Raw genomic sequence first — 18,152 nt, forward strand, 5'->3', positions numbered from 1 at the left:
GCCAGGTCTTGACACGGCATCAGTCTCGGCGTTTGACTGATGTACTTGCTTGTGTTGAATCGCCCGACTGTGTTCTGGGAGGTTGACGTATGCGCGACATAGGGTTTGCGGGTCCGGTAGATCGAAGCGGAGCACCCCACCGCTGGGCCATCTCGGTACTGACATTGGTTGGAGCGTGCCTTCTTGCTCTGACAGTTCCCCAGACGGCCAGCGCCGAATCAGTAGTAATCACGAGCGACACGGGGTTCTCGATGCCCTTTGTCGGGGCGCCCGGCTACGAGCGGTTGGGGCCGACGCAGATGACCAGTCCGGATCAGCTCAACGCGCCACTCGGCCAGCAAGCGGCGGACGAGATTGCCAGTCAGATCGGGCTCAACCGGGCTGACGCATTATCGGAGCAGCAGTATCGCGACCTCATCACCGGCGGCGGAGTCGGCGGCAGTCGCGACGCTGCCGAGATGATCGAGGCCAGCATCCTCATCCTCACCAATACGAACGGCCGTCCACTCTTTTCCAACGCCGACGGTCACCTCACGCCGTCGGTTCTGGCCAGCTATGGGCTCTACGTGAACACCAATGGGATGTTGCAAAGTCCGGCCAACGCAGATGCGCCTACCCGGCAGGTGAACGCTTTGATTGCTCCCGGCGGGTATGTCGGCACCTGGTTGCGGAACAATGGCGCGACACAAACGCTGATCGCGCTCTATCGGTCGGCCTACACGGTGCAGCTACCCTTTGGTATTGCATCGCAACAGATTTCGGGCAACGCTCAACTGGTGACGAACACCAAGGGCGGAGTGAGTTCGGAGGTGGGCATGTCAATGGCACCGCCGCTCTGGATAGTGAACTTCGCGCTGCTCTACATTGTGAATCCCTCCCTGGCGGCCGCGATGCCGGCACACTGGGCGCCCATTCCTTCAGTGGTTGCCGACGCCGTGAAGTCGAGTCCCACCGGCCAGGTTCCTTTCAGTGACTATGCTTCGTACTTCGAATGATTCGATACAGTCAGGCTTGGTAGACCGTATCGCCGCCCACGACCGTGCGCAGGACGCCTATTGCAGACAAGTCAGCCGGCCCCTCGGAGTGGGACTCGTCGGCGAGGGGGTCCGCGTCGAGCACGACGAAGTCCGCCCGCAGTCCTGGCTCGATCCGCTTCGCCGGGATCTCGCGGAGTTCGCCGGTCGGCGTGCCATCCGTGAAGCGGACGATGACGCCCCCTCCCGGGGCCGGCGTGTCCGTATTGATCCCGGCCTCTGCCAGCGCCACGGAGTTGAGGTAGATCCCGTGGTTGGAGGTGTGCCGCACCATGATCGGATGCCGGGTGGAGGCCCGGTCGAGGTCGATGACGGTCAGTCTCCGGTCCTCCGCGACCAGCGAGTCGTCGAACCCCCAGGCCTCGACGAGTGTGTCCGCGGGGGTCTGCTCGGCCCGCGCCGCCAGTGCCTCGACGACCGACTCGGTGGCAGGTCCGGCCAGCGCCAGGACTTCCGCGTCGGATCCGACTGCCGTGAATATCCCTGCCTCGCAAGCCATCGCGGTCGGCAGAGTAGTGGTTTCCTGCTCTTCGGACATGGTCTGGATGGCTCCGTTGACGAACACGCAGTCAGGAACAGTCATCGGCAATTCTCCGTTTGTCGGGGTTCGGGACGGCGGACTGGCTAGTCCTCGCCCACCATGATGTGCGCGTAGTTCACGCCGCCGGCCCCGATCTTGTGTGCGAAGCCGATCCGGGGTTGGGCTGCCGGCGCTCGCCGGATTGCCCGCGCAGCTGCTGGACGATCTCGACGAACTGCGGCATACCGGTCGCGCCGCCAGGGTGTCCGCGGCCGATGAGCCCGCCGCTGGGGCTGGCCGCGGCGCGGCCGCCGATGTGGAAGTCCCCGTCAGCCATCGCGACGGACGCCTTGCCCTCGGGGGCCAGCCCCAGGTCGTCGATGTACTGCAGCTCCTCGACGCTGAACGCCTCGTGCACCTCGACAACGTCGAGCTGCTCCGGCGTGATGCCGGACTGCGCGAAGGCCTTCGACGAGGTCCTCCTGGTGACGGTGAGGTCCGGCATGAATGCGCCGGCCTTGTGCCACTTGTCGCTCTCCGCAACCGCGGCGCTGAAGTCGTGGGCGCTCGTCGTCACGTGTGTGGTGTTCGTCCTGGTCAACTCCGTCTACTTCTTCGGAAACTCGTGGACGCCGAAGCTCCTGACGCTTGCGGGCATGTCCCAGAACGAGGGGATCGGCGGCGGGCAGCTGTTCTCCCTCGGTGCCGTGATCGGCACGCTGATCTTTGCTGCGCTCGCAATTCGATTCCCCGCCATGTGGGTGGCCTGTGGTTTCGCCCTCGGAGGTGCGGTGCTGTTCAGCTTCATGTCGATTGTCTCGACCCAGCTCAACCCGGTTCTGATCTCCACAGCACTGCTCGGTGTCTGCCTTATGGCGACCTTCACCGGCCTGTACGTCATGGTGCCCATCCTGTTCCGTCCGGAGGCCCGAGTCTCGGCCATGGGCATCGCCGCAGGTCTCGGCCGGGTCGGCAGCATTGCGGCCCCGATGATCGTGGGGCGCGATGGTGGACCTCGGCTGGCCGACCAGTTCGATCTTCCTCACGTTCGTCGTCCCGGCTTTGCTCGCAGCGCTGGGGATCGCCTACGCACAGATTCGCAACAGCCGGACGACGGTCGACGCGACCGCGAAGTTCGCAGCCGTCTAGTCAGCGATCCACCCCGTCCCGGTCCTCGTGTGTCACGCCGTACAGAAAACTGCGCAGCAACTTCTCGTGGCGCTGCCGTGGTGTGGCCGTATGCGCTGCTTCTGCCGCGCTGAGGACCGGGTGCGGTCGTTATCGTGACCGATGTGCGGAGGGTTGGTGTTGGTGGATGGAGCCGGTGACGGGAATCGAACCCGCAACTCGACCTTGGGAAGGTCACGTGATACCACTTCACCACACCGGCACAACTAGGGATCGGGGACGTTCACATCACATCCGACACCCTGCGTTGCGAACATTATCAGACGACCTGCCCATTGTGTGTGAAGCCTGACTGGCGTTGCTGCCGCGGGTGTTTTGCATAGGCAGCCAGTCGTTGGCCCAAGTGTTTGACGGCATCGTCTGCGTCACGGAGAAATCCGACCTGCAGGTGATAGACGTGCCACCGGCGCGGGTTGTGAAAGTGCTCGACAATGGAACCAGAGTTGTTGTCGTGGAACAATTTTTCTAGCAGATGGGAATCTGCTGAGATCGGATCTTGCCCAGCTGAATGAAGTACGACGGGCGGTAGGCCGTGCAGGTCGCCATACACGGGGGATATCAACGGATTGGCCGCGTCGGCACTCCCGACGTAGGCGGGCGCCCAATCGGAGATGAGGGAAGGAATGATCAGGGGATCGGTTCCGGCTTTTCGACGGTGTTCGACGTCGGCAGCCAGGTCGGCCCACGGGCAGATCAATCCGAGGGCTGCGGGTAGATGATCTCCGTTGTCACGCAAGGCCATAGCGAGTGCCAGGGTCAGGCCACCTCCGGCCGAATCGCCGGCAATCACCACCTTCGATGCATCTTCTGCGCTGGAGACGAGTGCCCGGTACACGGCCAGTGCGTCATCGAGGGCGTGTGGAAACGGATGTTCGGGGGCGCGGCGGTACTCGACCAGGATGACCTTCATGCCCGCTGCAGCTCCGAGGTTCGCCGCAAATCCGGTGTAGCCGCGGGCACTTCCCAGGGCGTAGCCACCGCCGTGCAGGTACAGGAGTGTGTGGGAGTCCGAAGAATTGGGCGGCAGTACCCGCTCGACTTCGACGCCGCCAATGTGATCGGTGCCTTGGATTCGGGTTCCTCGAGGCAGCTGCGCACCTTGCGACAGCAGGTCGACGAGTGTGCGTTTTGTCGAAATCGGTAGGCGAGATGAAGTGAAGAGGGGGCGGGCACCGCGAAGTCCCATTCGGAGGAGTGCGGGAGGCATTCGTAGTTTCATCGGATTTCTTTCTGGAGACGGGAGGTAGGGTCGGATGGTGCAGAACCGGACGAGAGCTGTGGCAGTGCAATCGGAGCGTGAATGGTGACCGCGCCGCGCAAACGTTTGAGCGCCGACGACCGGCGGGAACAAATTGTTCGTTCTGCTCGAACTGTCTTCTCGCGCACCGGCCTCGCTGGGGCCAGAACCCGCGATATCGCTGTGGAAGCCGGCGTCAACGAGGCGTTGCTGTACCGGCACTTCGCATCCAAGGAAGAGTTGTTCGAGGCTGCGGTGGCCGCGCCCCTCGAGGCCGCGGTGCTGCGTTTGGTCGCCGCCTCTGGTGCCCCGCCCGAAGAATTCGACGTGACTGCCGAGGTCATGCGCGCTCGTACATCCGCATTCATCGCCGAACTCCTCGATGTGATGGGGGAGGTTGCGCCCCTGCTGGGTGTGATGCTGTTCGGTCAGTCGGAAGCGTCGACCGACTATTTCCGAACTCGAATCATGCCGTCGCTGGATAAGATTCAAGAAGTTGTCGAAATCAATCTGAAAGCCTGGGCACACAAGAAATTTGATGCCGAGCTGGTTGTTCAGATGATCTTCGGAGCGGCATGGTTTCTCACTGTCTCGGATCAGCTCAATCAGCGCTCGCGTGATCGGGTGGCCCTAGCGGAACAGATCACCGCGATCGTGATCGACGGTTTGGTCGAACGAAACTCCTGATTGCAAGTAAGTGTTTGCATACTTCTCGCTTGTGGTGGGCTTGTCAAGGGCCCTGACGTGCTGAAATTGGCTCTAGACAAGTAAGTGGTTACTGACTAATATGTGGTGTGCATCACTTCAATGGCCAATTTCGGCCGATCGGGAAGGTGAACACACATGCCTACACAGGACCTGACAATCGCGGAGCCGACTCACGGTGCTGAAGGGCAAGGCGAGCGCGTCGTCGACGTGCTGATTCTGGGTGGGGGACTCTGCGGTATCTCGGCCGCGATCGGCTGCCTACGAAAAGGGATCGACGACATCGTGATCGTCGAACGAGCGCACAGCGTCGGCGGGACCTGGCATCACAACACGTATCCCGGTTGCGCCGTAGATATTCCGTCGCATGTCTATTCATTTTCGTTCGAGCTCAATCCCGATTGGAGTGCCGGATTCTCACCCCAGGATGAAGTCGAGACCTACCTGAATCGTGTGTGTGAGAAGTACCAGTTGGCGGAGAAATTCGAACTGGGAACCGAAGTGCTCGACGCGACGTGGGACGACAGCTTGCAACGGTGGCAAATTACGACCAATCAAGTTGTCTACCAAGCTCGTTCATTCATCACTGCCGCAGGTCCGCTCCACGAGCCGATCATCCCGTCGTTGCCGGGCCTGGAGGATTTCAAGGGTGAAGTCTTCCACTCGTCGAACTGGCCGAAAGACTTCGATCCGACGGGCAAGAATGTCGTAGTCATCGGCACGGGCGCGTCGGCAATTCAGTTTGTGCCGGCCATTCAGCCGGCGGTGAAGCAGATGACGGTCCTGCAGCGAACCCCGTCGTGGGTGATGGCCAAACCGAATTGGAAGACAACAGCATTCGAGCGTCGAATGCTGCGCAGATTCCCGGCCTTGATGAAGGCGATGCGACTGGGGATCTGGATTCCGATGGACATCTTCTTTGTTCTCGCGACGAAGTTTCCGCGTTTCGCGCGTGCGATGTCAACTGTGGCGAAGGCGCACATCCGGAAGTCGATTACCGACCCGCAGATGATTGCCGATCTCACTCCCGACTATGCGCCTGCCTGCAAGCGATTGGGGTTCTCCAACGACTTCTACCCGGCGTTGGCGAGCGACAACGTCGACCTCTGGACGTCCCCGGCAGCTCGGATAACCGAGAACTCCGTCATTGCGGCGGACGGCCGAGAAGCCGTCGCCGATGCCATCGTTCTGGGCACCGGATTTCATACTCTGCAAAATCATCCGGTAGCCGAACGCATTCACGGCAAAGACGGCCGGAGCCTCGCAGACGTGTGGGACGGCAACCCGACGGCATACATGGGAACCACCATGGCGGGATTCCCCAACGCGTACATAATGTTCGGACCCAACGCGGGAACCTTGTCGGGTTTCGTGATGGCCGAGGCGCAAACCGACTACATCCTCGGGGCGCTCGAATCCTTGCGATCGCACGGACTGACCAGCATCGAGGTTCGGGAGGAAGAGCAGCAGGCCTTTGTCGACGCCGTGGACAAGACGATGAAATCATCGACCTTTGCGCTGGGCGGTTGCGCGAGCTACTACCTCGCAGACAACGGCCGGGTGGCGCTGCCGTGGCCGGGGTCGATGAGCAATCTGCGTCGTAAGCTCTCACGCTTCGACCTGTCGGCCTACAAGACCCGAGCAGTTCGTCGCATCACGGTGTGATCAATCTGTGCAGCACGGTGTGACGGCGCTGGAGTGTGGTCGGCTCGAGGGGGCGCAACCGGTAACCTCTACGTGTGCTGCTCTCTGATCGTGACATCCGTGCCGAAGTAACCTCTGGACGCCTGGGTATCGACCCCTATGACGATTCCATGGTTCAGCCGTCGAGCGTCGATGTGCGACTGGACGGTCTGTTCCGCGTCTTCAACAACACGAAGTACACCCATATCGATCCGGCGCTGCGCCAGGACGAGCTGACCAGTTTAGTCGAGCCGGCCGAGGGCGAGCCGTTTGTTCTGCACCCCGGTGAGTTCGTATTGGGGTCGACGCTCGAGGTGTGCTCACTGCCCGACGATCTGGCGGGACGCCTCGAAGGTAAGTCCAGCTTGGGGCGTCTGGGCCTGCTGACGCACTCCACCGCAGGATTTATCGATCCCGGCTTCAACGGTCACATCACGCTGGAGTTGTCCAACGTCGCGAATCTCCCGATCACGTTGTGGCCGGGAATGAAAATCGGTCAGCTGTGCCTACTGCGACTGTCGAGCGCAGCCGAGTTCCCGTACGGAAGTTCCGAGGCGGGTTCCAAGTACCAGGGCCAGCGCGGACCGACCCCGTCGAAGGCATACCTGAACTTCAATCGCGGCTGACGGAGGGCGTTGCTGACGGAGGGTTTCGCGATGACCAGCCTGTTCTACGGCCTGATCTTCATGAATTTGCTGTTTGTCACCAGCGCTGTGTGTCTGCTCAAGCCCTCGACGGCCAGTGCTGTGGCCACTGCAGTTGCAGCAGTGGCGTGGATACTTTTCAACGGACCCCTCGAGGGTCAGGTGTTGTGGTCGCTCAACTCGCAGCACGGACTAACGGTGTCTGATTTGCTGGGTTTTGCGGCATTCGGCATCGCAGTTCGAGGATGGATTCGGGTCCGTAGCCGCCGAGAAGTCAACAATTCGGCCGACTGACGAGTGGCATCTCCGATGTCACATTGGGGACTCCTGGGATAGCTGTCGGGATCTTCGCCACTATTCGGGCATAATTGCGTGTTATGTGGTGGATTGTGGGCGGCGTACTGCTCGTGTGGGTGGTCTGTGCCATTCCGATCGCCATTCTTTTCGGTCGGGCCATTGCGAAGCGTGACCGCGCCGAATTCACAAGCCGCAATCAAGCCTGGGCGGATCGGACTGTCGCGTTGTTCGAAGCGGACGCATCATCCGAACGTCCGCAAAATGATCGTCGTAATCCACCGCTGATCGGCTGACATTTGCGGGACCTCGTTGGAGGTGAACGTGCATGGAACTGCCTTCTGATACTCCGGCCGACGTCGTGGCCGCAGCAGCCGCCGGGCCGCGTGTTCCACAATTCGATTCCACATTCGGAATCCCCGTCGTTCCGTCTGCCGGCTCCGCCCGCCATCGGTTGGTGGTAATCGGGGACTCCTTGAGTCAGGGATTTCAGAGCGGGGCGGTGTTCAATACCGATCTGTCGTATCCGGCGATCATCGCGTATCAACTGGGCTGGTTCGACCAATTTCGATTCCCTCGATACGGAGGCCCTGGTGGGCTTCCGCTCAACATCGAACTGCTCCTGCGAACGTTGGAAGAGCGTTTCGGAACTACGACTGACTTGTGGGAGATTCCGCTGGCACTGTTCGCGGCACGCGGATTCGTGGATCAGGTCGAGGATTACTGGGAACGTGGCCCGGGCAGCTTCGCACCCACATTCTCGGCGATCAATCACAATCTCTCGGTTTACGGTTGGGATTTGAGGGATGCGCTGACAAAGACCGCAGCATCCTGCGAAGCGGCGATGCATCAGCCTCACGACGATGTGCTCAGTCAGATCGTCGAAAACAACGGCGAGCGCGCCGCACTGCGGGTACTCCCACGCGGTACGGATGCCGAGAAACACATGACGGCATTCGACGCGGCCGCAGAAATGGGCAAGGAGGGAATCGAAACTCTGATTGTCTTTCTCGGCGCGAACAATGCGCTTCGGACGGTGACAGAGCTTCGGGTGCAGTGGAGCGGCAACAACTTTCGTGACCAGGATGCCAAGCGTGACTACACAGTGTGGCAGCCGAGTCACTTCGCTTCGGAGTACGCCGATGTACTCACTGCGATTCGGAGAATCAATGCGCAGCACGTGATCCTCTGCACGGTTCCGCACGTCACGATTGCCCCGATAGCGCGCGGTCTGGGTGGCAAGGTCGAAACCGGTTCGCGGTACTTCCCGTTTTACGCCCGGCCTTGGGTGCGTGACGCCGACTTCGATCCACGACGCGATCAGCACATCACCGGAGCCGAGGCCTGGGCAGTCGACACGGCGATCGACCTGTGCAACAAGGGGATCGAACAGGCGGTGTCCAACGCTCGACGGGTGGGTAAAGATTGGCACCTCTTCGATGTCGCGGGACTTCTCGAGCGCGTGGCATCGCGAAGATACATCGCAGACGTCAACGCACGGCCGTCGTGGTGGACACCCTATCCACTGTCCAAGGCGCTCACTGATCTTGTGCCGGTACCGGATTCACGGTTCCTGTCCGCCGACGGACAGGGAGGTCGAGCGTCCGGCGGCCTGTTCTCGCTGGACGGAGTTCACCCGACCACGGTGGCGTACGGAGTTCTGGCACAGGAACTGGTGAAAATCATGTCGGTTGCGGGGGTGCAGTTTGATTCCGAGACTGTGGATTTCGATCGTCTGGTCAGGCGGGACACACTGGTACGGAACCCGCCGCAGAACCTCGACGAAACTCTCGGGCTCATCGGCTGGGCTGACGAACATCTCGGTTTTCTGAAACGAATATTCGGGCTGTGACGCTCAGCTTGCACGGGAGAGTTCCGGAGACACCATCTTGTCGGCGTATTCACGGAGCAAACCCGACAGCTCGGTGTCCTCCGTAGATAGTCTGCCTGTCGGTCCGATCGCTGCGAGCGCTCCGACGACGCTGTGTTGCGCATCGTGAATCGGTACGGCGACAGCTGAGCGGCCCACTCGAATTTCATCCACTTCACGAGCCGGCTCACCGCGCCTGATCCGCGAGAGCTCCAATTCGAGGCGATCCGCATCAATGATGGTGTATGCGGTAACTTTCCGAAGCGGCAGAACGGCCGGCTCGGCCAGAGAAGCAAGCAAAACCTTGCCGATTGCAGACGCATGCAGCACGCTCACCAGAGTGCGCTCACCACTGAGTTCGTGATCAGGATCGCGGTCGACGAGTCTGATCTTTCCGTCGGTGTACGACACGAGGTAGATTCCGTAGCGGAGTTGCTCCCGGAGTTCTTCGAGAATCGCGACGTTGTCCACAGCCGTGGGTTCGCCGGCTGCTCCAGCCAATTCGCGGGTGCGTCGGCCGAGCGCAAATCCGGAAAGGTCCGCGATCCGAACCAGGTATCCATCGGCGACGAGGATGTTGAGCAGCCGATATGCGGTTGCCGGTGGAATTTCGGCAAGTGCGGCAATGTCTTTGGCTCGTGCGCCGGATCCCAGGCGGGCAACTGATTCCAGGAGTGCCAGCGCACGCTGGACGGCTCGCGGTTCATGGCCGCCCAGATCTCGAGGTCCACCGACCATCAGCGGGCACCCATCGCCGATTCGCCTACAGCCGATTCGCCCACCAGTACGATGTTTCCGGCTGCATCGGTGGCGAATACCCCCGCGCCCGGGAGTACGTCCTCGGTCTCGGGTCTGTCGAAGGCTCCGACGTGGAGAAGGCTTTTCGGGCTGCGCTGAGCAAGATAGAGCTGCCAGAGTGTGCCTGACATCAAGATCGACAGCACGGCGATCGGTGTGACATAGGAATGGTCGATCATGTTGACATACACCAGATAACCGAGAGTCACGCCGCCTGCGCCGCTACCACACGATGCAGCAGCAAGAATGCCGGGAGTGTGTTCGCTGATGCGCGTGAGGAATACGAGGGACGCGATTGCCACCAGTGTGTAGGCGAGGATGACTGCACCGCGCACCGTCAGACGTAGATCTTCGAAAATCTCACCTCGTCCGAGAACCGCAAATGCGCCGCCACCCAGCAGGACTGCGGTGATGACAGCACTCAAGGCGATGTGGGGAGTGCGGAAGACGCTGTGCACGGAAGCGAATCGGCGGGGGATAAGACGCTCGATCCCGAACGAATAGATCAGGCGCGAAGCAGCATTCGACGATGCCATCGACGAAGCCAGCCACGAGCACCCCAACCCGATGTTGAGCGCGATCACCACTGCCGGGCTGACGCCGGTTGCGGTGCCGTGAAGATATGCGTTGACCAGAGTATCGCTGCGTCCGGACCACGCTGCCCAGCCGGCAAAGACGAACAGTCCACCACAGATCAATGGCGTGAGAAGTACTGTGCGCGTGACGGTCACCAGGGGTCGTCGAGCTTCGGGACCGAAGAATGCGGCGCTCTCGAAGCCGGCGAGTGCAAATACGGCAGCCAACGCCGTGAGCAACAGTCCGTGACTCGATGTCGGCGGAACAATCTGTGCTTGTTGACTTCCCGACCCGCCGATCAGCATGAGCGCGATGATGAAGAGCAGTGAACAGGCCTCGACGATCAGGATTGCCCAGGCCGCAAATCTGACGCTGCGGACCAGGGCACCGAGTATCAGCGCGGAGATGCCCGCATACAGAGCAGTCACCTGAAATGTGTTGTGCAGGTTTATGCCGGCAAACCCAAGTAGCGCAATGGCCGCTTGTCCGCCGTGATACAAGGTCATAACCGCGCTACCGAGGTACTTGACCAGCATGGCTACGCCAGTTGTGAGGGCGGCTCGGGTGCCGAGTCCTCGGAATACAAAACTGTGAAGCCCGCCCGACGCTGCCATTCGCCTGGTGAATTGAGATACGCAGAACGCGATCAGAGTCACCAGCACTGTTGCGACGATGATCGTGATCATTCCGCCGAGCAGATGTCCGTGTGTCAGCATGGTGACGGGCAGGACGACCATCGAGACCGCGGGCGCCGTCGTTGCCACCGATTGCGCCAGTACTTCGGCACCCGAAAGTTGCCTACGCCCAAGGGCTCGCAGCGGAGAGCGAGCCGGTGGCTGCTTGGCGCGCGTCGCGAAGGACTTCGCGATGGCTTCGGTGAGGGCGGACATGTCGCGTCACGCTAGTCGGGCTCTGTAACGGCAATATTTCGAACATGCTTCCGCTGATCGCACTCGCCTGAGACTGGGTGGCAATGTCGCAGAAGAATTCCCACTCGAACCTCACGGACTGTTTCCTGGGCGTCAAGTTCTGGACCCTTCGCCAGGCCATGCTTGCTTTCGAACCAACCACCCGGGTCGCCGGGCGCACACTTGGGAGCTTGAATTGTCGTACACACGTAGATCTTTCATGCGCAGTCTGGGAATCACCGGCGGCGCAGGCCTGGCATTCGGGGCAATGTCCTCCATCGGTTTGGCGCCGGCAGCATCGGCGACCCCGCGTCGTTTTCAAGCACCAGCGGCCGGCGACCTCATCGGACAAGTCAAGGGCAGCCACTCTGTCGTCATTCTCGGCGGTGGCCCGGCCGGCCTGTGCTCGGCCTACGAATTGCAGAAGGCCGGATACAAGGTCACTGTCCTCGAAGCCCGCAATCGTCCGGGTGGCCGAGTCTATTCGATTCGCAATGGAACGACGGAGACGGATCTCAACGGCGAGACCCAGACCTGCACGTTCTCCGAGGGGCATTTCTACAATCTCGGTGCCACCCGAATTCCACAGAACCACAACACCATCGACTACTGCCGTGAACTGGGCGTCGAACTTCAGATGTTCGGCAACCAGAATGCCAACACGATGGTCAACTACACCGGCACCAAACCGCTCGCCAACCAGTCGATCACCTACCGTGCAGCCAAGGCCGACACCTACGGCTACATGTCGGAACTGTTGCAGAAGGCCACCAACAAGGGAGCCCTCGACGAGGAACTGACCAAGGAGGACAAGGAAGCTCTGTCATCGTTCCTCAAAGACTTCGGTGACCTCTCCAGCGACGGACGTTACGTCGGGTCCTCGCGTCGTGGACATTCGGTGGAGCCGGGAGCGGGTCTGAACTTCGGTACCGAGATCGACCCCTTCGGCATGAGCGACGTCATCCAGGGCGGTATCGGACGCGCGTTCTCCTTCGAGTTCGGTTACGACCAGGCCATGACGATGATGACTCCCGTCGGCGGAATGGATCGGATCTACTACAAGTTCCAAGACGCAATCGGTATGGAGAACATCGAATTCGGTGCCGAGGTCAGCGGCATGAAGAACGTGCCCGAGGGAGTTACCGTCGACTACGTCGTAGACGGCAAGGCTAAGTCGATCACGGCCGAGTACGCCATCTGCACCATTCCGCCACACCTGATCAAGCGGCTGGACAACAATCTGCCCGCCGATATTCTGCTGGCGTTGGATGCAGCCAAGCCGAGTTCGTCGGGCAAGCTCGGCATCGAATACTCGCGTCGTTGGTGGGAGACGGAGGACCGTATCTACGGCGGTGCGTCCAACACCGACCGCGACATTTCTCAGATCATGTTTCCCTACGACCACTACAACTCTGACCGGGGAATTGTTGTCGCCTACTACAGTTCGGGCAAGCGTCAGCAGGCTTTCGAATCCCTCACTCACAAGCAGCGCCTCGCCAAGGCGATTGCCGAAGGCTCGGAGATCCACGGCGAGAAGTACACCCGCGACATTTCTTCTTCCTTCTCGGGCAGCTGGCGTCGTACCAAGTACTCGGAGTCGGCCTGGGCGTCCTGGGCCGGCGCCGGAGATTCCCACGGCGGCATGGCAACTCCCGAATACACCAAGTTGCTCGAACCTGTCGATCGAATCTACTTCGCCGGCGATCACCTCTCGAACGCAATCGCTTGGCAGCACGGGGCTTTCACGTCGGCGCAGGACGTCGTCACTCACCTTCACCAGCGTGTCGCGCAGGGTGCCTAGCGCGGACCGCGCAGCAGACCGTCTCCATCTATCACTCTCCGAGGAGCACACCATGAAATCTCGCACCACCAAAGTTGTTGCCGCCGCATTCGCTGCCACAGTCCTGCTCGGCACCGCCACAGCCTGCACGACGGACACAGCTGAAGCAGACACCGCCAAAAGCTCCTTCATCTCGAAGTCGGTACTCGAAGCCGGACAAGCCAATCCGATGATCGCGCAGGGTGTGGCCATCGGTGCTGACACCGCGGTGTACAAGACCAGTGGTATCGGACCGTCGGCCGGAAACAAGACTGCACCTGAAGGCTCTCCTGAGTCGTACATCGACTCCCAGTTCTCCGGCGGAGTTCTGCCGGCCGGAGTGAGCGTCACCGAGGCTCAAGGCATCAACGTACTCAAGAAGATTCGCGACAATCTCGAAGCCCAGGGGCTTAGTCTCGAAGACGTCGTCACGATGCGTGTATTCCTCGACAACGCGCCGGGTGCAGACAAGGCCGACTACACCGGATGGAATCGCGCCTACCGCCAGTTCTTCGCCAACACGAACCTCGATACCGGGGACACGGAGTTGGTTCCGATGGGGACGGCGGCACCGATTGCACCGATCGAACGTAACAGTGCGCGCCCCACTCGCTTCGCGCTCGAAGTTGCCGGACTACCCATAGCGGGGTGGCTCGTCGAGGTCGAGGTCGATGCCGTGTACCCCGAAGGTAAGGAACCCGCCTGATGGGTGCGCTCAGCCCAGCCCACTGGGCAATCGTGGCAGTTGTGCTGCTGGTGTTGTTCGGTTCGAAGAAGCTGCCCGACGCAGCCAGGGGATTGGGCAGGTCGATGCGGATCCTCAAAACCGAAGTCGGTGAACTGCAGTCCGTTAGCGACCTCGCACTCGATCCCGAAGCATCACTGAGGCAGAGCCGTAGATAAAACAAAACCCTCGAGACATGAGGCTTGAGGCATAAGAAAAGGCTGGATGCTTGCACTTAGTGCGAGCGTCCAGCCTTTTCAGTCTGAAGTCAGACGGGGATCGAACTCAGATGGCGCGAACGTTCTGAGCCTGGGGGCCCTTCTGGCCCTGTCCGATCTCGAACTCGACCTTCTGGCCCTCGTCGAGGGACTTGTAGCCGCTGCCCTGGATCTCCGAGTAGTGAACGAACACATCCGGTCCGCCACCTTCCTGCTCGATGAATCCGAAGCCCTTTTCACCGTTGAACCACTTGACACTGCCCTGAGCCATAACCAAATTCTCCTGGATCCATCGAGCCGAGCCCTCCCATCGAGAGTTCGGTCTCACCCTTGATCCTGCCATGCTCTTCTTTTTCTGTCTTCGATAACTTGCACTAATCCCTAACGAGTATGGACATTCGGGACTTTGGTGTTGGTGTCCCACTCTCGCAATATTGCATTTGACCTGCAATAACGATGTTTTTTGGGGTGTCGTGCTGGCAGGGTGTCGGTAAAGATTTTTTTGCTCCCGACGAGTTATCGAAGGCCTTCGATCAAGTAAAAAGTGGCCGAGGTCTGTGTTACTCGCCTCGTTGAAGAAGGTTCTTCAGCAGTGTCACTGTCACCGTCGAGCTGTTATTTGCATCACCCGATCGACTCTGGTCGAGGGGAGTTTGTTCGAATATCGCGCTGTCGGTAAGTGCCTCGAGTACAAACCATCCGAACGAGTGTTGAGAAGAAGCCACGCTGGAACTGGCCGTCACGGACATGACTATCCGGAGTGCGTCGACAGGGGCTTCGAAAGTGCAGACAATATCAGTGCCCGGCGTTGCCAGAGGCATCAACATGCCGGCGGTTTCGTCGATGGCAAGTTCGAGATCGGCGACGGCATCGACGTCGAAACCGTGGTTGAGTGCGATAGTGCCGGTAAAGCCGCGCAGGGTGCTCAATTGTTCCGCTGCGGCGCGTACGCGAACAGTTGCGATTGTGGGGATGGAAGATCCTGCGTCCACTTCGGTCGGGAAGATGGTCACGGGCATGTGTCTCCTGAGTCGAATACTGCCTGGTCCGGACTCCGAGAAGCCGGCTGGTGGTTACGTTCCGCAGGGTGTCGGGCGAGTGTTGACCGACCCCTACGGACTCAGCAATACCCGGTCGCAGTACTGGGTAAACCAATGGTTATGAAAAATGACACAAGACGGACCTTCGGTCCGTTTTGTGTCAATCAGGTCTTGTGTTTCACTGCGCCGCTTCCGCGCCCTTCACTATCTGCTCGGCGATCGTACTCAACTTCTGTTGCGATCGTTGAGACTCGGCTACGAGGACCCGAAACGCCGATTCGGAATCGAACCCACGTATTGCCATCAGTATCCCTTTGGCCTGCTCGATCGTTGCCCGGGATTTCATAGCGGTGTTGAGACCGGCAATCTCGTTCCTGGCGCACTCGACTTCACGCGCGACACGAAGCAGGGCTTCGATCGACGTCGTATAGACACGCACGATCAATGCGTCCACTTCGCTGAATCCATGAGGGTCGCGACCGTAGATATTGAGGGCGCCGGCATGGCGTTCGTCGACCCACAACGGCGCAGAAAGGAAACTCTGTACGCCGACATCGCTGAGATGTGCACTGAAAGTTGGCCAGCGTGATTCGGATTCGACGACGGTGGCACATACGACGGATCGTGTTCGTGCAGCCTCGAGGCATGGCCCTTCGCGGGAGGCGTACTGATTCAAATCGACGTCGATCACGGCGCTGTCGGTACTTGCCGCAGTACGAGGAGAACCAGTTTCGGAGAGGAGAGTTACGCCGGCCATGTCGGCGCCTGAGATCGTATTGACGATGAGGGTGCACACGCGATGCAGCAGGTCATCGATCACGACATGAGAGCCCAGTCCGGCTGCGATATCGGATAATGCACTTGCGAGGGCATCAAGTTTGGTGGTGACGTTGCTGTCGGCAATGTTGCTGTAGTCGGTATCGAGTAGTTCGACTTCAGTCCGATCAGTCATGGCTACCTCGCGCGTGTGTTCTCTCAGACGTGTTCGTTCTCGGTCGATCCGAGGATCTGGCGGGCTACCTCGAGTATATTGACCGATTTTAGATCGGAAAGTGCTTCGAGTTCGCGAAATACGGTTGCCGCATCACAATCGTGACAGTGCATCAAAACGCCGACTGCGCGCTCGATGTCGACCCGAGCCCGACGGCATGGCGCAAAGCGGCAGCAGCCTGCCCCTGCCGCTGATCGTGAGCCGCAGCTTCGAGTGCATTTCCCAGGTAATCGGCCAGGGCAGTCACCAGGTCACGGTCGCGGATCGAGTGGACGATGCTGTTCTCCGAGTAGAGGTTGAGTGATCCCACCGATGACTGTTCGACGAGCAGAGGTACCGCCAGGAAATCGGTGAGCTGTGCATCCCTGGCTGTCTGTCCCAGTACCGGCCGGCGCGCTTCGAGTTCGTCGAGTGAAAGGCGCACGGAATTGCCGGTTCTCGATGCAGTGAGACATGGTCCTTCGCCGAATGAGTACTGGGCGAGATCGAAGGCGACTAACAAGGGGTCCGTCGGGGCGACCGTGAGCGGTATGTTGTCCAACGTTGCGGTCACACTCGCGTGATGGACGCCCGGTACGAGTTCGACTGCGGCACCGGTGCACCGAGTCATCAATTCGATCACGCGATCGGGAGTGGGGGCAGCGACGTCCAAGTGGCGCTGGAGTCGGTCCATTCCGATCGGATTCACAAGGTGAACGAGTCGGAACGAGTCGGAGCTACCCGGAGACTCGCGAGGTTCACGGGAAATGACCAATTTGTATCGGGTCCCGATCTGCGCGCCGGATAACCGCAACCTGATAAAACTGTGGCATCGACACGTCTAACCTGGTTGCGAGCCCGGTCCCTTGACGGATAGTCAGATGGAGATTGCGACAGTATCCGCGGAGGCCATCGCGGCCACATTGCTGGACGAGTTGCTGCTGGACGAACGTGCGGAAACCGGGGGCATGATCAATGCTTTTCACCTTTCGGAAGTCAATCAGGGGATAGGGATGATTGCGGTGCAACTGAAAATGCCTGTTGCCGAGGCATTGTCGAGATTGCGAGCAACTGCCTATTCAACCGGTCAGTCGATTTGGGAAGTAGCTACCGCCGTTGTTCATCGGCGCACGCGCTTCTCCGAGACCGGAGGCGAGGGCGAATGACGAATCAACCCGGTGTCGTGTGAGTATGGCCCGAGTCGACGAGGGAGGAAGGCCACCGATGATCACTCTCTTGGGGTAGGTGGCGATCGCCGAGATTACTCATTTGTTGACTACCGATTTCGACTCTCGGTATCTGCTTTCGGTCGTCACCGAGCGTTCGCGTCGCGCTTTCGATGCAACGTGGTGTGTGCTCGTGCTGAAATCGACCGACGGATCTGGAGTCGAGATCGTGTGTGAATCCATCGAACCCGGATTCGAACCGCCTCGTGGCCTGGTTAATCGTGCTCCTGTTGCGATGAGTGCGCTCCACGGGTCGGTGTCATGATCGATGATTTCGACATCGCGAGCTCTCCGTGGACCTCGTTCGCGGAGAGCGCTGCGCTCCATGGTCTCGGTGGTTTCCGTGCATTTCCGCTGAAGCTCGCGCTGACTCCGCTGGGGTCGTTGGTCGTGTTCACGGCTGATTTGTGGAACTCGCGGGAGCTGAGCAACGCTTACGGGCAATCGATGGCCGATGCGGCGGCAGTCACCACGCAACATATTCTCTTGTCTCGGAACATGATCGAGCTGGCAGTGGGAATGATTGCCGAACTCGACGGTCTCGATATCTATGCGGCAACGGAGGCGTTGTCCGTGGCGGCGAAGGCACGGGGAATATCACTGGCGCAGTATGCACAGAAAGTTGTCAACGAGCCGGGGCTTCGGTGATCCGCTAGTGGTGTCCGATCACCGCGACGGGTAGGCGGCTGTTGCGTATC

General features: G+C 60.1%; 23 protein-coding genes and 1 tRNA gene. 13 read left to right on the top strand and 11 right to left on the bottom strand.

Going from position 1 to position 18,152, the window contains the following annotated elements:
- Positions 1-89 precede the first annotated feature (89 nt).
- Positions 90-995: a hypothetical protein gene (locus QM600_RS07260; protein WP_283260791.1), complete on the top strand. Its 906-nt coding sequence runs from the start codon at positions 90-92 to the stop codon at positions 993-995.
- A 10-nt stretch (positions 996-1,005) separates the two neighbouring features.
- Here QM600_RS07260 and QM600_RS07265 read toward each other — a convergent pair whose 3' ends face one another.
- Both QM600_RS07265 and QM600_RS07270 read right to left on the bottom strand, forming a co-directional pair.
- On the bottom strand, positions 1,006-1,617 hold the full coding sequence (locus QM600_RS07265) for an amidohydrolase family protein (protein ID WP_283260792.1): 612 nt from the start codon (positions 1,615-1,617) through the stop codon (positions 1,006-1,008).
- A 73-nt stretch (positions 1,618-1,690) separates the two neighbouring features.
- Entirely contained in the window at positions 1,691-2,059 is a 369-nt protein-coding gene (locus QM600_RS07270; RefSeq protein WP_283260793.1) for a thiolase C-terminal domain-containing protein, read from the bottom strand.
- On the opposite strand from QM600_RS07270, the gene QM600_RS07275 reads away from it, so the two are divergent.
- Positions 2,058-2,816, top strand: coding sequence for an MFS transporter (locus QM600_RS07275; RefSeq protein ID WP_283260794.1), 759 nt, complete (start codon positions 2,058-2,060; stop codon positions 2,814-2,816). The genes QM600_RS07270 and QM600_RS07275 overlap by 2 nt on opposite strands.
- A 54-nt stretch (positions 2,817-2,870) precedes the next feature.
- Here QM600_RS07275 and QM600_RS07280 read toward each other — a convergent pair.
- Together QM600_RS07280 and QM600_RS07285 are read right to left on the bottom strand one after the other, a co-directional pair.
- Positions 2,871-2,944, bottom strand: a tRNA-Gly gene (locus tag QM600_RS07280).
- 57 nt (positions 2,945-3,001) lie between these two features.
- The gene (locus QM600_RS07285; protein ID WP_283260795.1) at positions 3,002-3,961 is read right to left on the bottom strand and encodes an alpha/beta hydrolase; all 960 of its coding nucleotides are present in this window, start codon (positions 3,959-3,961) and stop codon (positions 3,002-3,004) included.
- Between the two features lie 81 nt (positions 3,962-4,042).
- Here QM600_RS07285 and QM600_RS07290 point away from each other — a divergent pair, with 81 nt between their 5' ends.
- The 6 genes from QM600_RS07290 to QM600_RS07315 all read left to right on the top strand — a co-directional run bounded on the left by QM600_RS07290 (position 4,043) and on the right by QM600_RS07315 (position 9,157).
- Positions 4,043-4,666 carry a TetR/AcrR family transcriptional regulator gene (locus tag QM600_RS07290; protein ID WP_283260796.1) on the top strand — a complete coding sequence of 208 codons (624 nt, stop codon included), beginning with the start codon at positions 4,043-4,045 and terminating at the stop codon, positions 4,664-4,666.
- Positions 4,667-4,822: 156 nt separating this feature from the next.
- Complete coding sequence (locus QM600_RS07295; protein ID WP_283260797.1) at positions 4,823-6,349, top strand: flavin-containing monooxygenase; 1,527 nt, start codon at positions 4,823-4,825, stop codon at positions 6,347-6,349.
- A gap of 74 nt (positions 6,350-6,423) precedes the next feature.
- Positions 6,424-6,993, top strand: a complete 570-nt coding sequence (gene dcd, locus QM600_RS07300; protein WP_283260798.1) for a dCTP deaminase — start codon at positions 6,424-6,426, stop codon at positions 6,991-6,993.
- A gap of 30 nt (positions 6,994-7,023) precedes the next feature.
- Positions 7,024-7,305, top strand: a complete 282-nt coding sequence (locus tag QM600_RS07305; protein ID WP_283260799.1) for a hypothetical protein — start codon at positions 7,024-7,026, stop codon at positions 7,303-7,305.
- An 83-nt stretch (positions 7,306-7,388) separates the two neighbouring features.
- Positions 7,389-7,601: a hypothetical protein gene (locus tag QM600_RS07310; RefSeq protein ID WP_283260800.1), complete on the top strand. Its 213-nt coding sequence runs from the start codon at positions 7,389-7,391 to the stop codon at positions 7,599-7,601.
- Positions 7,602-7,633: 32 nt separating this feature from the next.
- Positions 7,634-9,157, top strand: coding sequence for a hypothetical protein (locus QM600_RS07315; RefSeq protein ID WP_283260801.1), 1,524 nt, complete (start codon positions 7,634-7,636; stop codon positions 9,155-9,157).
- A gap of 3 nt (positions 9,158-9,160) precedes the next feature.
- Here the strand turns inward: QM600_RS07315 and QM600_RS07320 are convergent, their stop codons facing one another.
- Together QM600_RS07320 and QM600_RS07325 are read right to left on the bottom strand one after the other, a co-directional pair.
- On the bottom strand, positions 9,161-9,913 hold the full coding sequence (locus QM600_RS07320) for an IclR family transcriptional regulator (RefSeq protein WP_283260802.1): 753 nt from the start codon (positions 9,911-9,913) through the stop codon (positions 9,161-9,163).
- A complete protein-coding gene (locus QM600_RS07325; protein WP_283260803.1) occupies positions 9,913-11,439 on the bottom strand; it encodes an APC family permease in 1,527 nt (508 codons plus the stop codon). Before QM600_RS07325 ends, QM600_RS07320 begins: the two co-directional genes overlap by 1 nt.
- A 238-nt stretch (positions 11,440-11,677) precedes the next feature.
- On the opposite strand from QM600_RS07325, the gene QM600_RS07330 reads away from it, so the two are divergent.
- The 3 genes from QM600_RS07330 to tatA are packed head-to-tail and all read left to right on the top strand — an operon-like array spanning position 11,678 to position 14,179.
- The gene (locus tag QM600_RS07330; RefSeq protein ID WP_283260804.1) at positions 11,678-13,258 is read left to right on the top strand and encodes a flavin monoamine oxidase family protein; all 1,581 of its coding nucleotides are present in this window, start codon (positions 11,678-11,680) and stop codon (positions 13,256-13,258) included.
- Positions 13,259-13,310: 52 nt separating this feature from the next.
- A complete protein-coding gene (locus QM600_RS07335) occupies positions 13,311-13,982 on the top strand; it encodes a Rid family hydrolase (RefSeq protein ID WP_283260805.1) in 672 nt (223 codons plus the stop codon).
- Positions 13,982-14,179 (top strand): Sec-independent protein translocase subunit TatA, encoded by a 198-nt coding sequence (gene tatA, locus QM600_RS07340; protein WP_283260806.1) that lies wholly within the window; start codon positions 13,982-13,984, stop codon positions 14,177-14,179. The genes QM600_RS07335 and tatA overlap by 1 nt, the downstream gene beginning before the upstream one ends.
- A 106-nt stretch (positions 14,180-14,285) precedes the next feature.
- Here tatA and QM600_RS07345 read toward each other — a convergent pair whose 3' ends face one another.
- The 5 genes from QM600_RS07345 to QM600_RS07360 form a co-directional block, all read right to left on the bottom strand.
- A complete protein-coding gene (locus QM600_RS07345) occupies positions 14,286-14,489 on the bottom strand; it encodes a cold-shock protein (protein ID WP_003943666.1) in 204 nt (67 codons plus the stop codon).
- 289 nt (positions 14,490-14,778) lie between these two features.
- A complete protein-coding gene (locus QM600_RS07350) occupies positions 14,779-15,237 on the bottom strand; it encodes an anti-sigma factor (protein WP_283260807.1) in 459 nt (152 codons plus the stop codon).
- Positions 15,238-15,436: 199 nt separating this feature from the next.
- Positions 15,437-16,210, bottom strand: a complete 774-nt coding sequence (locus QM600_RS07355) for an ANTAR domain-containing response regulator (RefSeq protein WP_283260808.1) — start codon at positions 16,208-16,210, stop codon at positions 15,437-15,439.
- Positions 16,211-16,233: 23 nt separating this feature from the next.
- Complete coding sequence (locus QM600_RS29780; protein ID WP_502942904.1) at positions 16,234-16,362, bottom strand: hypothetical protein; 129 nt, start codon at positions 16,360-16,362, stop codon at positions 16,234-16,236.
- A complete protein-coding gene (locus QM600_RS07360; protein WP_283260809.1) occupies positions 16,362-16,922 on the bottom strand; it encodes a GAF domain-containing protein in 561 nt (186 codons plus the stop codon). Before QM600_RS07360 ends, QM600_RS29780 begins: the two co-directional genes overlap by 1 nt.
- A gap of 187 nt (positions 16,923-17,109) precedes the next feature.
- Here QM600_RS07360 and QM600_RS07365 point away from each other — a divergent pair, with 187 nt between their 5' ends.
- The gene (locus QM600_RS07365; RefSeq protein WP_283260810.1) at positions 17,110-17,394 is read left to right on the top strand and encodes an ANTAR domain-containing protein; all 285 of its coding nucleotides are present in this window, start codon (positions 17,110-17,112) and stop codon (positions 17,392-17,394) included.
- A 321-nt stretch (positions 17,395-17,715) separates the two neighbouring features.
- Positions 17,716-18,102 carry an ANTAR domain-containing protein gene (locus tag QM600_RS07370; RefSeq protein ID WP_283260811.1) on the top strand — a complete coding sequence of 129 codons (387 nt, stop codon included), beginning with the start codon at positions 17,716-17,718 and terminating at the stop codon, positions 18,100-18,102.
- Positions 18,103-18,152: the final 50 nt, after the last annotated feature.

It is taken from the genome of Rhodococcus sp. IEGM 1379 (assembly GCF_030056815.1).
Taxonomy (GTDB): domain Bacteria; phylum Actinomycetota; class Actinomycetes; order Mycobacteriales; family Mycobacteriaceae; genus Rhodococcus_F.